The sequence below is a fragment of the Pseudomonas sp. LBUM1670 genome (assembly GCF_059695695.1).
Window position 1 is genome coordinate 4248234 of the sequence record NZ_CP166783.1, and the last position, 13678, is coordinate 4261911.

Consider the following 13678-nt stretch of genomic DNA (forward strand, 5'->3'; position numbering starts at 1 on the left):
TGTAATGATTGGGGAGGATAAGAATGCGTATGCACCGGCCGATTGTATAAACGCCACTCGTCCAGAACACAAGCCGGCAAATGCGTTCGGACAGGCCGGTTTTTTGTGATAGGGTTCGCGCCCTTAAAAATCCGAATGGCTGTTTTCGATCGCTGAAAATCAGTGAACAACGGTCCGCTCCAGCTAGGTCGCGGCCTGCACGCCCGTTCCACCTTTCACACACAATTTACGCACAGGTTTATCCACAGGTAGTACGTTGCAACACCCCCCAAAACGCATTATCTTGTAGCACAGCGCTAAAAAAACCCTACATGTAGGGTTTTTGCTCAAAAGCCCAACCACATTTAAGACCAGAAACTCAAGCGCTTTATCGCCTGTTTATGGTTGAACCCAGCGTGATTTTACAAGCCCAAACCGCTCCTGCGGATGGCACCGTTTTTTCAGGTCGGTACGGCCAGAACGGTACGGGTGTTGCAGTCATTACTGTCACCCGGAATGGAATCCGGTTACGAGCCCAGGCCCGCGACCAAAGACTTCGGCAAGGACGCGGCATCATTAGCCTTTTTCCTACTGTCCCGAAGTTGTTATGCCCGACCCCCGTCGGCTGTAGTGCTTCAGGACAGAACGGTGGGCACCGTGACGGTGCCCAAACAAACATAGAGAATGTGGAGACAACCCCTAATGCAAACCGACACAACTCGCGAGAACCCGCAGGGCACCTTGCCGCAGGCCGCTGATTCGACTTCGGATCTGTCCGCCACCGCGCCTGGCCAACTGCGCGTGATCAAGCGTAACGGCACTGTCGTTCCTTACACCGATGACAAGATCACCGTCGCGATCACCAAAGCGTTTCTCGCAGTTGAGGGCGGCACCGCTGCCGCTTCGTCGCGAATCCATGACACCGTTGCGCGCCTGACCGAACAGGTCACCGCGACCTTCAAGCGTCGCATGCCGTCGGGCGGCACCATCCACATCGAAGAAATCCAGGACCAGGTTGAACTGGCCCTGATGCGTGCCGGCGAGCAGAAAGTGGCTCGCGACTACGTGATCTACCGCGACGGTCGTTCGAAACAACGCGCTGCCCACGCCCCGGCAGAAGAAGCGGTCAACGCTCACCCGTCGATCCGCATCACCCGCGCCGATGGCACCTTTGCGCCTCTGGACATGGGTCGCCTGAACACCATCGTCACCGAAGCGTGCGAAGGCCTGGCAGAAGTCGACGGCGACCTGATCCAGCGCGAAACCCTGAAAAACCTGTACGACGGCGTGGCACTGACCGACGTCAACACCGCCCTGGTAATGACCGCCCGTACTCTGGTCGAGCGTGAGCCGAACTACTCGTTCGTGACCGCCCGCCTGCTGATGGACACCCTGCGTGCCGAAGGCCTGGGCTTCCTTGGCGTCGCCGACAGCGCGACCCACCACGAAATGGTCGACCTGTACGCCAAGGCGCTGCCTGCGTACATCGCCAAAGGTATCGAATTCGAATTGCTGAACCCGGTCCTGGCCACCTTCGACCTGGAAAAACTCGGCAAGGCGATCAACCACGAGCGCGATCAGCAGTTCACGTACCTGGGCCTGCAAACCCTGTACGACCGTTACTTCATCCACAAGGACGGTATCCGCTTCGAACTGCCGCAGATCTTCTTCATGCGCGTGGCCATGGGCCTGGCGATCGAAGAGAAGCAGAAAGAAGACCGTGCGATCGAGTTCTACAACCTGTTGTCGTCCTTCGACTACATGTCCTCGACCCCGACCCTGTTCAACGCCGGCACCTTGCGTCCACAGCTGTCGAGCTGCTACCTGACCACCGTGCCGGATGACCTGTCGGGCATTTACCACGCGATCCACGACAACGCCATGTTGTCGAAATTCGCTGGCGGCCTGGGCAACGACTGGACCCCGGTTCGTGCGCTGGGTTCGTACATCAAGGGCACCAACGGCAAATCCCAGGGCGTCGTGCCGTTCCTGAAAGTGGTGAACGACACCGCCGTCGCCGTCAACCAGGGTGGCAAGCGCAAGGGCGCTGTCTGTGCCTACCTGGAAACCTGGCACATGGACATCGAAGAGTTCATCGAGCTGCGCAAGAACACCGGCGATGATCGTCGTCGTACCCACGACATGAACACCGCCAACTGGATCCCTGACCTGTTCATGAAGCGCGTCTTCGATGACGGCAAGTGGACCCTGTTCTCGCCATCCGAAGTACCGGATCTGCACGACCTGACCGGCAAGGCCTTCGAAGAGCGTTACGAGTACTACGAAGCCCTGTCCGAGTACCCGGGCAAGATCAAGCTGTTCAAGACCATCCAGGCCAAAGACCTGTGGCGCAAGATGCTGTCCATGCTGTTTGAAACCGGCCACCCATGGCTGACCTTCAAAGACCCGTGCAACCTGCGCAGCCCGCAGCAGCACGTCGGCGTGGTCCACAGCTCGAACCTGTGCACCGAGATCACCTTGAACACCAACAAGGACGAGATCGCCGTTTGCAACCTGGGCTCGATCAACCTGCCGAACCACATCGTCAACGGCAAGCTGGACACCGCCAAGCTGGAACGCACCGTGAACACCGCCGTGCGCATGCTCGATAACGTGATCGACATCAACTACTACTCGGTGCCGCAAGCGAAGAACTCCAACTTCAAGCACCGTCCGGTCGGTCTGGGCATCATGGGCTTCCAGGACGCTCTGTACCTGCAGCACATTCCTTACGGTTCCGACGCTGCCGTCGAGTTCGCCGACAAGTCGATGGAAGCGGTCAGCTACTACGCGATCCAGGCGTCCTGCGACCTGGCCGACGAGCGCGGCGCTTACGAGACATTCCAGGGTTCGCTGTGGTCCAAGGGCATCCTGCCGCTGGATTCGCAACAGATCCTGATCGAACAGCGTGGCCAGAAGTACATCGACGTTGACCTGAACGAATCCCTGGACTGGGCACCGGTTCGCGCCCGTGTACAGAAAGGCATTCGTAACTCCAACATCATGGCCATCGCACCGACCGCGACCATCGCCAACATCACCGGTGTCTCGCAGTCGATCGAACCGACCTACCAGAACCTCTATGTGAAATCGAACCTGTCGGGCGAATTCACCGTGATCAACCCGTACCTGGTTCGCGACCTGAAGGCTCGCGGTCTGTGGGACGCGGTCATGATCAACGACCTGAAGTACTACGACGGTTCGGTGCAGCAGATCGAGCGCATCCCGCAAGAACTCAAAGAGCTCTACGCGACCGCGTTCGAAGTGGACACCAAGTGGATCGTCGACGCGGCCAGCCGTCGCCAGAAGTGGATCGACCAGGCTCAGTCGCTGAACCTGTACATCGCCGGCGCATCGGGCAAGAAGCTGGACGTGACCTACCGCATGGCCTGGTACCGTGGTTTGAAAACCACTTACTACCTCCGCGCCCTGGCCGCGACCAGCACCGAGAAGTCGACCATCAACACCGGCAAGCTGAACGCTGTTTCCAGCGGCGGCAACCACGGTGAAGATTCGGTCCTGGCGGCTCCTGCCGGTCCAGCTCCAGTGCCGAAGGCTTGCGCCATCGACGAGCCGGATTGCGAAGCTTGCCAATAAGCTGAGCCGGTAGGCGCTGCGAAGCGCTTACTCGACAACCCCCGATCGGTCCTCTGGATTGGTCGGGGGTTTTCTTTTGCCCTGAGGAATGTGGTGACCGGTCTGGCCCCTTCGCGGGCAAGCCTCGCTCCTACAAGTTCGATGTTGTTCGCAAAAACGATTGAACGACATTAAACCTGTAGGAGCGAGGCTTGCCCGCGAAGGGGTCATCACAGACAACCAAGGAACTCAGCTCCCGATAAAAATCCCGGCCATAAAAAAACCCCTCTTGCGAGGGGTTCTTTGTGCAGCAATCAGCCAACCAACATCAGGTCATCTGAATGATGGTCTGCATGATGGTGCTCTGGGTCGAGATGGTCTTGGCGTTCGCCTGGTAGTTGCTCTGCGCCTTGATCAGGTCGACCAGTTCGCTGGTCAGGTTGACGTTGGACTCTTCCAGAGAGTTGGAGTGGATCTCGCCCAAGGTACCGGTGTTCGGCGCATCGTAGCCCGGGATACCCGACGCGTAGGTTTCTTTCCAACTGGTGCCGCCTACAGGCTGCAAACCTTGTTCGTTGGTGAAACTGGCGAGCGAGATCTGGCCGATGGCCTTGGTCTGGCTGTTGCTGAAGTTGGCCAGCATGATACCGCTGGTGTCGATGGTCAGGTTGGTGATCTGGCCCGTGGCGTAACCGTTCTGCGTAGGAATCGAACGCGCGGTGTCAGCGTTGAACTGCGTGGTATTGGTCATGGAGACGGTCACACCGGCCGGGTCGGAGGCAGCGCCGTTGGCTTTCCACACGCCATTGGTCACGGTACCTGGAATCCAGCCAGTGACCTTCAGATCAGGACTGACGATCGGCGCCGGGACGGCTGGAGTGGTCACCGAAACCAGCTTGCCCGAGGTGTCGAACACCATGGTCGAAGCGACCGGCGGGGAAGCGGCAAGAGTCGGGTCGCTGCCATTGGGGTTGCGACCATCGATCAAGGTGTAGGTTTGCCAAGTGTTCGCGCCAGTCTTGACCATGTATTGATCCATGGTGTGCTGGTTACCCTGAGTGTCGTAAATCGGGGTGCTGAACTGCTTGGTGAAAGTTTCCGACTTCGCCGGGTCGAACTTGTTGGCGGGAAGAGTCTGGTCGATGATCGGCGCCGTGGAGTTCAGGTTGATCGTCGACGAAACCATGGTGGTGGTTTTCGGTGCCAGGTTCGAGGTGTCGATGCGCAGGTCGGTCAACACACCGTTGACGATCTTGCCATTGGCATCCACACCGTAACCCTGCAGACGCGCAGAGCCATCGGTGTTGGTGACGTAACCGTCCTTGTCGACCTTGAACGTACCGGCACGGGAGTAGGACATCGAACCGTTGCTGTTCAGCACGAAGAAGCCGGAACCGTTGATGCCCATGTCCAGCACGTTGCCGGTGTTGTTGATGTCGCCCTGGGTGAACTGCTGGGAAACGCTGGCCAGGCGCACGCCGTTACCGACGGTCTTGCTGCCCGAACCCAGTTTGGTGGCCGAGTAAACGTCTTCGAATTCCGTACGGGACGATTTGAAACCGGTGGTCGCGACGTTGGCGATGTTGTTGCCGGTCACGTCCAGTTGTTTGTTGGCTGCATAGAGACCGCTAAGGCCGATATTGAAAGACATATTCCACTCCTTTGTGCCGTGTTAGTCGGCTCTACATACCAATGGTTTGTACTTTGGACAGGGCGACGCTGCCCAGCCCGGCGAGGTTGAGCATCAACTCGCCGCCGGTCTGGCTGATGGTCACGCTGTTGACGGTCGCCGGCAGGTTCGTCACCAGCGCGGTTGCCTTGCCGTCGTAGGTTGCGCTGGCACCGAAGGCGTACGTACCCGCCTTGGCCACTTCGCCGGCATCGTTCTTGCCGTCCCAGATGAAGCTGGCGTTGCCGGCTTTCTGGCTGCCCAGGTCGATGGTGCGGATGAGCTTGCCATCGGCATCAGTGATCTTGAGCTTGACCGGGTCGGCCGACGCGGGTACGGCGATCGTCCCGTTGAAGCTCTTGGCGGTATCGACCACGGCCTTGTCGCCCGGGGCGATGACCGAACGCCCCACCAGCGACGAAGCCTGCAAGGCCTGAGACGAGTTGTAGTTGCTGGCCAGGCCACTCACGGTGGTGTTGAGCGTGGTGATGCCTTCCAGGCTGCTGAACTGCGCCAACTGAGCAACGAACGCGCTGTTGTCCTGCGGTTCCAGCGGGTTCTGGTTCTTCAGCTGTGTCACCAGCAGTTGCATGAACGCGTCCTTGCCCAGGGACTTTTTGCCGGTGGCGCTGTTCGTCGCGGACGTCAGGCCGTCGGCACTGGCGCTGGTCTTGACCGAAGAGTTGGCCAGGATGTCTTTGAGGCTAATTCCGCTGGTGGTATCGGTAACACTCATCTGAGTCGCCCCTTATCACTGACCGAGGGTCAGGACCTTCTGCATCATGGTTTTGGCGGTGTTCATCATTTCGGCGTTGGTCTGGAACGAACGGCTCGCGGAAATCATGTCGGCCATTTCTTCCACCACGTTGACGTTCGGGTAGTAGACGTAACCCTTGGCGTCAGCCGCCGGATGGTTCGGTTCGTAGCGGGCTTCCAGGTTGCTCTGGTCTTCGACCACACCCAGCACCTGCACGCCCTGGCCTGCAGCGTCCTGGTTCTGGAACAGCGAATCGCTGCCGCCGCTCTGGCCACCCTGGAACATGGTGGCGAACACCGGGTGACGGGCGCGGTAGGTCTGGTCGATGCTCGACGAAACGGTTTCGGCGTTGGCGATGTTACTGGCGACGGTGTTCAGGCGAGTGGTCTGGGCACTCATGCCGCTACCGGCGATATTGAAAACACTGGCTAGAGACATGACTTACTCTCCACGCAGGGCGGATATCAGCCCTTTGAATTTGCTGTTGAGCAGGGTGAAGCTGGCCTGGAAGTTCACCGCGTTTTCCGCGTAGTTCGACTGTTCCAGCTGAGCGTCCACGGTGTTCTGGTCGATCGACGGTTGCATCGGCGTGCGATACAGCAGCGACTCGTCGCCATTGCCCAGGCCTTCCGCTTCGATATGACGGTTGTTGGTCATGTTCAAGGCGAAAGAGCCGTTCTTGGTTTTCTCGCTCTGCTCGGCGAGCACTTTCGAGAAATCCAGATCCCGAGCCTTGTAGTTCGGGGTGTCGGCGTTGGCGATGTTGTTGGCCAGGACTTCGGCACGCTGAGCGCGGAAGCCCAAGGCTTGTTCGTGGATACCGAGCGCTTTATCGAAGCTGATGCTCATGTCGGGAAACCTTCGGGTGACCTGATTTTTCGTACGATGAACTTAGCAAGCGGCGTGCCAATTCAGAAAAGCCCATAAACCGGGGCTTTGCGGGCAGGGGCAATGCGGCAATGACAGAAAAGCGGCAACGGGTTTCCGCCGCCTGCCGCTTTTCTGCCGCTTTCGGTTTGGGGCTCTGGGGCTCTGGGGCTGTTGGGTTGTGGGCATATCCGTTTCTGCGGTAACGGCTGACATTGGTTTCGCCCTTACGGCGAGTCACTTTCGAAAAGCGCGAAAGTAACCAAAGCGCTTTTGCCCCTTTCGTTCGGTGCCTCGCTAAGGCTCGGCATGCCCTCGCTCCGGTCCTGCTCCGTGGGCCCGCCGCCATCGGCCATCCATGGCCGGGGGCGGCTAACCCGGCATCCATTGCAGTGGTCTAATTTCCCCAGACACCCCGATAGGTGGAAAATACATCTACCGAGGAGTTTTTAATGACCGACAAACGTAGAAATTTTGACGATAGCTTCAAGCTTGAAGTCGTAAGAATGATCAAGGACAAAGGCCTGACCGTTCCGCAGGTCTGCCTGGATCTCAATCTTGGTGAGACGGCGGTTCGCCGATGGGTGCGTCAGTACGATGCTGAGATTCTTGGTGAATCCGGAATTGGCAAACCACTGACCGCTGAACAACAGCGGATTCGCCAGTTGGAGCACGAAAACCGCCAGCTCAAGATGGACAATGACATCCTAAAAAAGGCTACCGCCTTCTTTGCCCGCGAGCTGAAGTGACTTATCGGCTGGTCAGACAGTTGCAACAGAAGGCTTACTCAGTAGCGCAGGTCTGTCGTGTACTCAATGTCAGTCGATCCGGTTTCTATGAGGCCGGTAAGCGTGCTGCTGCGCCGGTGTCGATTTGTCCGGTCACGGTTCAGCTCAGGGCCTCGTTTAAGGAAAGTGAAGGCTGTTCCGGCAGCCGCCCGTTGCGCAATGCATTGCGTGGCAAGGGCATGGCGATAGGTCTTTATAAAATCCGCCGTTTGATGCGTGCCAACGGTTTGCGTTCGGCCTGGAAACCCAAGTTTGTCCATATCACCGACAGCAACCATGACCTGCCCATTGCCGAAAATGTGCTGAATCGTCAGTTCAATCCCGTGGCGCCGAACAAGGCTTGGGTGGCTGACATTACCTACATCCGAACCCGTAGCGGCTGGTTGTACCTGGCGGTGGTGCTGGATTTGTACTCCCGCAAAATCGTTGGTTGGTCCATGGCTCCGAACATGCCGGCGGAACTGGTGTGCAGCGCGATGCAACTGGCGATTGCTCAGCGTCAACCGCCACCGGGCCTGATCGCTCACTCTGACCGTGGCAGCCAATACGCCAGCGCGAGCTACAGAGCGCTGCTGGCACGAAATGACAGGCAGCAAAGCATGAGCCGTAAAGGTAACTGCTGGGATAACGCAGTGATGGAGCGCTTCTTCCTGAGCTTGAAAATGGAACGCGTGTGGCGACGTGATTACGCCAACCAAGGCGAAGCAATCCGCGATATCACTGAGTACATCGTTGGGTTTTACAACAACAAACGGCTGCACTCGAAACTAGGCTATTTGCCGCCGACCGTTTACGAACGGGTGATGGCATCAAAACCACCTATCGAGGTGTCCGGAATTAGTTGACCACTGCACATGCCGGGTTGCCCACTGCGCAGTACCTCCACTCGGCCTCTCGAGGGGGCGCCTACCGCAACAGCACCGCGAGGCGGCCTACGAGCCGACCTGGCTCTTCAGATGCACGCATTTCCCCTGTGGGAGCGGGCTTGCTCGCGAAGGACGCCAACGATAACGCGCGCTGTCTGAATGAACGCGGTGTCCGCTTTTCGCGAGCAAGCCCGCTCCCACAGTGGATCGGCGTACGCTTTTGCTTTTCACCACTCATCAGGCCGAGCGTTAGCTCGCCTTCAGCTTTTGATCTGGCTTTTGATCTTCTTGCCCTCTCGAGAGGCCGAGCGCAGGTCCTGTGCAGTGGGCAACCCGGCATGGATGCCGGGTTAGCCGCGCACGGCCATGGATGGCCGATCGCGGCGGGCCCACGGAGCAGGACCGGAGCGAGGGCATGCCGAGCCACAGCGAGGCACCGAACGAAAGGGGCAAGAGCCTGGGCAAGAGCCCTTGGTTACTTGGGGCTCTTCCAAGTGACCCGCCGTAAGGGCGAAACCAATAGCCGCCGTTACCGCAGAAACGGATATGTCCACTAAACACAAGAACCAAAGCGGCAGGCATAAAAAAGGGAGCCCTGATGGACTCCCGTTTTTTTATGCCTGCCGCTTTTGCATCACTTCGCCTGGTAGATAATCCCCGGACTGCACTGGACCATCTGGTAATGATCCGGCAAACCGTTCAGCGCTTCCGATGCGCCAAGGAACAGATAACCGCCCGGCTTCAGCGTGCTGTGGATGCGCAACAGGATGTCCTTCTTCACCTCGGCGGAGAAGTAGATCAGTACGTTGCGGCAGAACACGATGTCGAACTTGCCGAGGCTCGCGTAGCTGTCCAGCAGGTTGAACGAGCGAAACTCCACCCGGCTCTTGATCGGTGCCTTGATGGCCCAGCGCCCCGGCCCTTTCGGGTCGAAGTAACGCTGAAGACGCTCGGGCGACAGACCGCGGCCGATGGCCAGGCTGTCGTACTCGCCGGTCTTGCAGTTGGTCAGCATGGTGCCGGACAAATCAGTGGCGACGATCTGCACGCCCATCTTCAACTGGCCCATGTTGACCCGTTCGAACTCGTCGATGGACATCGACAGCGAATACGGTTCCTGCCCCGACGAGCAGGCCGCCGACCAGATCCGCAGACGCTGGCCGGGAGCTGCCTTGATGGCTTCGGGCAGCACCTTGTTCTTCAAGACTTCAAACGGATAGGTGTCACGAAACCACAGGGTTTCGTTGGTCGTCATGGCATCCACCACCATCTCGCGCAAACCGCTGCGCGGCTGGGTCTGGATGCGCTGGACCAGCTCACCCAGGGACTTGATGCCTTGCTGTTCCATCAGTTTGTTGAGACGGCTCGAGACCAGGTACTGCTTGTTTTCACCGAGCAAAATGCCACAGGCTTTTTCCAGGAAGACCCGGAACTGTTCGAAATCCAAATTACCCGTAGACAAAGATGCCGCCTCTTAAATCGTGTTAACCGCCAGGGGCAGAAGGCCCCTGGCTGATGTCTGCTGCTTTGATCCGGTCGACTACCCGGGATGCCAGGTCATCAGGACGGAATTTGGCCAGGAAGTCATCGGCACCGACTTTCTTGACCATCGCCTGATTGAACACACCCGACAACGAAGTATGCAGGATGATATGAAGCTTTTGCATGCGAGGGTCGTTGCGGATCTCGGCCGTCAGGGTGTACCCGTCCATTTCCGGCATCTCGATGTCGGAAATCATCATCAGGAACTCTTCTTCCGGCTTCTTGCCCTCGTCGGCCAGCTTGCGCAGGTAATCCAGCGCTTGCCGTCCGTCGTTCAACGCCACCACTTCAACACCGACCGTCTGCAGGCAACGCGTGACCTGCTTACGCGCCACCGACGAGTCATCGACCGTCAGCACCCGCAGCGACAGCGCCTTGTGCTGGGTCTCGACATCGACCACGCCAACGGAAATCGCTTCCGGCGTCGGCGCCACTTCCGCCAGGACCTTCTCGACGTCGATGATTTCGACTAACTGATTGTCGACCCGAGTCACAGCCGTCAGGTAATGATCGCGTCCGGTGCCCTTGGGAGGCGGATGAATCTCCTCCCAGTTCATGTTGACGATGCGTTCCACCGAGCGCACCAGGAAACCCTGGGTCTTGGTGTTGTACTCCGTGATGATCACGAAGGGATTGCTTTGATCTTTAAGCGCCCCGGAACCGGTCGCCATTGCCAGATCAAGGATCGGAATGGTCGCCCCCCGGATATTTGCCACACCGCACACGACAGGACTGGACTTTGGCATCAGGGTCAGCTTGGGGCATTGCAGCACCTCACGAACCTTGAACACGTTGATCCCATACAGCTGCTGGCCGTCGAGACGGAACAACAACAGCTCCAGGCGATTCTGCCCTACCAGTTGCGTGCGCTGGTTTACCGAATCCATTACACCCGCCATGCCCAGACTCCTACACCAACGCTAAGTGTGTTGCGACGCACATTCATCACTAAACGGCACGGCGCTTGCTTTTTAACTCTTATGAACACAGAACCGACATTTTTCCGACGCCTGACATCACCCTTCCGCAGATTGCTCTGTGCGATGTCGGCCGTTTGCCTGTTCAACGCTGGCAGCCCTGCCCTTGCTGACGCGGTTACCTTGCCTGACATGCTTATCGGCGTCACCCAGGGCTTTCTTGAATTCACCGTTGAAGACTATTTGGCGACCAGTCAAACGGAAGGTCGCTACGAAATCCAGGTCAACCAGCTCGATCCGCGACTGCGCATGCCCATGTGCGACAAGGAATTGACAGCCAGCCTCGAGAGCCCGGCCAAGCCGCTGGGCCGGGTCACGGTCAAGGTTCGCTGTGAGGGAAGCTCCCCCTGGACGGTCTTCGTCCCCGCTCAAGTCCGCCTGTTTCGCGACGTCGTGACCACCACCCGGCCCCTGCGCCGCGCCGACATTGTCGAGCCCGCTGATGTGCTCTTGCGCGAACGCGATATCAGCCTGATCAACCAGGGTTACCTGACGACCCTCGATCAGGCGATCGGCCAGCGACTTACCCGACCAATGGTCGCCGATCAGGTGATTACCCTCGTCCACCTTGAGCAGGCGGAAGTCATTCGCAAAGGCGATCAGGTCGTGATTACCGCACGCAGTGGTACGCTCAGCGTGCGAATGCCCGGCGAAGCGCTGTCCAACGGCGGCATGAGCGAGCAGATCCGCGTGAAAAACCTCAATTCCAGGCGGGTCATCAAGGCGCAAGTCACCGCGCCGGGCCAGGTGGAAGTGTCTATGTGAGATCCCTGTTCTGAAGAAGTGGCGTTGCCCGAGGCTGTTCCCTAAACTGTGCCGCATGCAGGTGAAGTGCTGGCGCATGCAGGCTCATTGATAAATGGGTCTAAAGTTTTCACAGGGATAGCCGAAAACATGGCAAGCGTCCAAATACTCAGAGGTTTTTACCATGGTCATCGATTTCAGCCGTTTGAACAGCTCCTCGTCACTTACGGGCAGTACACGTACCAGCGTTGCCAAGGAAAATGCCGAGGCCGGCAAATCCGCGCCGCTGAATACCCCGGCCGAACAGGCCAGTACCGTCAAAAGCGGGGAATCGGTACACCTCAGCCATGAGGCTCAACAGTTGCAACAGGTCACTGACAAGCTGCGCGATCAGCCTGCCGTCGACAAAGCCCGCGTGGCCGAGTTGAAAGCAGCGATTGCCGATGGCAGCTACAAAGTCGACAGCAACCGTGTAGCCAGCAAACTGCTCAACTTCGAAGCCCAGCGCTAGGCCACGGCCCGCGCCAGGCTTTTGGACGCTTAAAACCCAAGGCCAGCCATGCACGACACCAATTTACTGCAACTGATCACCGACGACTTTGCTCCAGCGCAACACTTGCTGGAGTTACTGCAAACCGAGTCCCTCGCCTTGCACGGTCGTGACATGCCCCTGCTGGAAGACATTCTGGCGCAGAAACAGGCATTGATCATTCAGCTCGAACAGCATGGCCGCAAGCGCAGTGAAATCCTCGCCAGCCTCAATCTGCCAGTCAATCGCAACGGTCTGGAGCAACTGGCCAGCCATTCGAGCATCGGCGAAGAGTTGCTGGCGCAGAGCGATGTACTGACCGATCTTCTGGCTCAATGCCAAGCGGCGAACGGCAATAATGGCCAGTCGATCCTGGTCCAGCAGGCCGCCACGGCCAATCAGCTGAAAATCCTCACCGGCGGCGAACCGCCAGCACTTTATGATGCCCGCGGATCAACCGCCAAGCTTGCGAAGCCACGCCCGCTCAGTCAGGCTTGAGCCTGCAAATGACCACGCCCTATCAAGACTCGCAACATGCTGGCAATATGCTAGCCAGCCGTAGTCATATTTTGTCTGGAGATTGATGAACCGTGTCCAATGCCTTAAACGCGGAAGATGCCCCGCAGCCACCCAAGGTGCTTACCACGCCTTTGGAGATCTCCGGCAACCTGCGCCAGTTGCAAGACAGCCATGACCCGCTGATCATCACGTTCCATGAGCGCACTCAGCGCTTCCAGAGCTACCTGGTGGACGTGGATCGTGAAAGCCGCACCATCGCGCTGGACGAAATGATCCCGCGTGACGGCGAACGCTTCCTGCTGGCCGGCGAACCGTTCAAGGTCGAAGGCTTTCACGAAGGCGTGCGCATTGCCTGGGAAAGCAACGGTCAATTGACCATCGATGAATCCGGTGACAGTCGCTGCTATCGCGGCCCGCTGCCGGATGAAGTGGTCTACCACCAGCGCCGCAATGCCTTCCGCGCAGCCTTGAAGCTGGCGCAACTGGTCAACGTCGAACTGGACGGTGAAAAGCTCAAGGCACCGATCAGCGGCAAGTTGCTGGATATTTCCGCCACCGGCTGCAAGTTGCGCTTCGACGGCGACATTACCGGCAGCCTGCAACTGGGTCAGGTCTACGACCGCTTCGCCGCCGCCCTGCCCTTCGGCAAAATGACGGCACCGGTCGAACTGCGCTACCTGCACTTCGAAGAAAAAATCTCCACCACCTTCGCCGGCATACGCTTTCATAACATGAGCGGCCTGGTGCAGCGTCAGGTCGAGCGGTTCGTCTATCAGCTTCAGCGTGAAGCACGGCGCTTCGACAAAGACGACATGTAATACGAGCGTCAATAAAAAACGGGCAGTCCCTTGCGGTGACTGCCCGT

The 13678-nt window shown here is 58.3% G+C and carries 12 protein-coding genes; 6 read left to right on the plus strand and 6 right to left on the minus strand.

Annotation, left to right across the window (positions count from 1 at the left end; translation table 11 throughout):
- Nucleotides 1–681 precede the first annotated feature (681 nt).
- The gene (locus tag ACA073_RS19305) at nt 682–3576 is read left to right on the plus strand and encodes a ribonucleoside-diphosphate reductase subunit alpha (RefSeq protein WP_497398692.1); all 2895 of its coding nucleotides are present in this window, start codon (nt 682–684) and stop codon (nt 3574–3576) included.
- A gap of 307 nt (nt 3577–3883) precedes the next feature.
- Here ACA073_RS19305 and flgE read toward each other — a convergent pair whose 3' ends face one another.
- From flgE to flgB, 4 genes are read right to left on the minus strand one after another with little or no spacing between them, the layout of a single operon-like run.
- Entirely contained in the window at nt 3884–5206 is a 1323-nt protein-coding gene (gene flgE, locus ACA073_RS19310) for a flagellar hook protein FlgE (RefSeq protein WP_497398694.1), read from the minus strand.
- A gap of 31 nt (nt 5207–5237) precedes the next feature.
- Nucleotides 5238–5960 carry a flagellar hook assembly protein FlgD gene (gene flgD, locus ACA073_RS19315; RefSeq protein WP_497398696.1) on the minus strand — a complete coding sequence of 241 codons (723 nt, stop codon included), beginning with the start codon at nt 5958–5960 and terminating at the stop codon, nt 5238–5240.
- A gap of 15 nt (nt 5961–5975) precedes the next feature.
- Entirely contained in the window at nt 5976–6419 is a 444-nt protein-coding gene (gene flgC / locus ACA073_RS19320) for a flagellar basal body rod protein FlgC (RefSeq protein ID WP_046046514.1), read from the minus strand.
- Nucleotides 6420–6422: 3 nt separating this feature from the next.
- Nucleotides 6423–6830 carry a flagellar basal body rod protein FlgB gene (flgB, locus tag ACA073_RS19325; RefSeq protein ID WP_497398698.1) on the minus strand — a complete coding sequence of 136 codons (408 nt, stop codon included), beginning with the start codon at nt 6828–6830 and terminating at the stop codon, nt 6423–6425.
- A gap of 470 nt (nt 6831–7300) precedes the next feature.
- On the opposite strand from flgB, the gene ACA073_RS19330 reads away from it, so the two are divergent.
- Nucleotides 7301–8481 (plus strand): IS3 family transposase gene (locus ACA073_RS19330; RefSeq protein ID WP_497398700.1). Its coding sequence is split into 2 segments (ribosomal slippage): nt 7301–7565 and nt 7565–8481, totalling 1182 coding nucleotides; the frame shifts between segments, so codons are not numbered across the junction.
- A 655-nt stretch (nt 8482–9136) separates the two neighbouring features.
- Here ACA073_RS19330 and cheR read toward each other — a convergent pair.
- Both cheR and ACA073_RS19340 read right to left on the minus strand, forming a co-directional pair.
- Nucleotides 9137–9964, minus strand: coding sequence for a protein-glutamate O-methyltransferase CheR (gene cheR / locus ACA073_RS19335; RefSeq protein WP_150633335.1), 828 nt, complete (start codon nt 9962–9964; stop codon nt 9137–9139).
- Between the two features lie 22 nt (nt 9965–9986).
- The gene (locus tag ACA073_RS19340) at nt 9987–10943 is read right to left on the minus strand and encodes a chemotaxis protein CheV (protein ID WP_497398702.1); all 957 of its coding nucleotides are present in this window, start codon (nt 10941–10943) and stop codon (nt 9987–9989) included.
- An 81-nt stretch (nt 10944–11024) separates the two neighbouring features.
- Here ACA073_RS19340 and flgA point away from each other — a divergent pair, with 81 nt between their 5' ends.
- The 4 genes from flgA to ACA073_RS19360 all read left to right on the plus strand — a co-directional run bounded on the left by flgA (nt 11025) and on the right by ACA073_RS19360 (nt 13631).
- Nucleotides 11025–11786: a flagellar basal body P-ring formation chaperone FlgA gene (gene flgA / locus ACA073_RS19345; protein WP_497398704.1), complete on the plus strand. Its 762-nt coding sequence runs from the start codon at nt 11025–11027 to the stop codon at nt 11784–11786.
- Nucleotides 11787–11949: 163 nt separating this feature from the next.
- Nucleotides 11950–12276: a flagellar biosynthesis anti-sigma factor FlgM gene (flgM, locus tag ACA073_RS19350; protein ID WP_497398706.1), complete on the plus strand. Its 327-nt coding sequence runs from the start codon at nt 11950–11952 to the stop codon at nt 12274–12276.
- A gap of 48 nt (nt 12277–12324) precedes the next feature.
- Entirely contained in the window at nt 12325–12792 is a 468-nt protein-coding gene (locus ACA073_RS19355) for a flagella synthesis protein FlgN (protein ID WP_497398708.1), read from the plus strand.
- Nucleotides 12793–12884: 92 nt separating this feature from the next.
- Nucleotides 12885–13631, plus strand: coding sequence for a flagellar brake protein (locus tag ACA073_RS19360; RefSeq protein WP_497398710.1), 747 nt, complete (start codon nt 12885–12887; stop codon nt 13629–13631).
- The last annotated feature ends 47 nt before the right edge of the window (nt 13632–13678 follow it).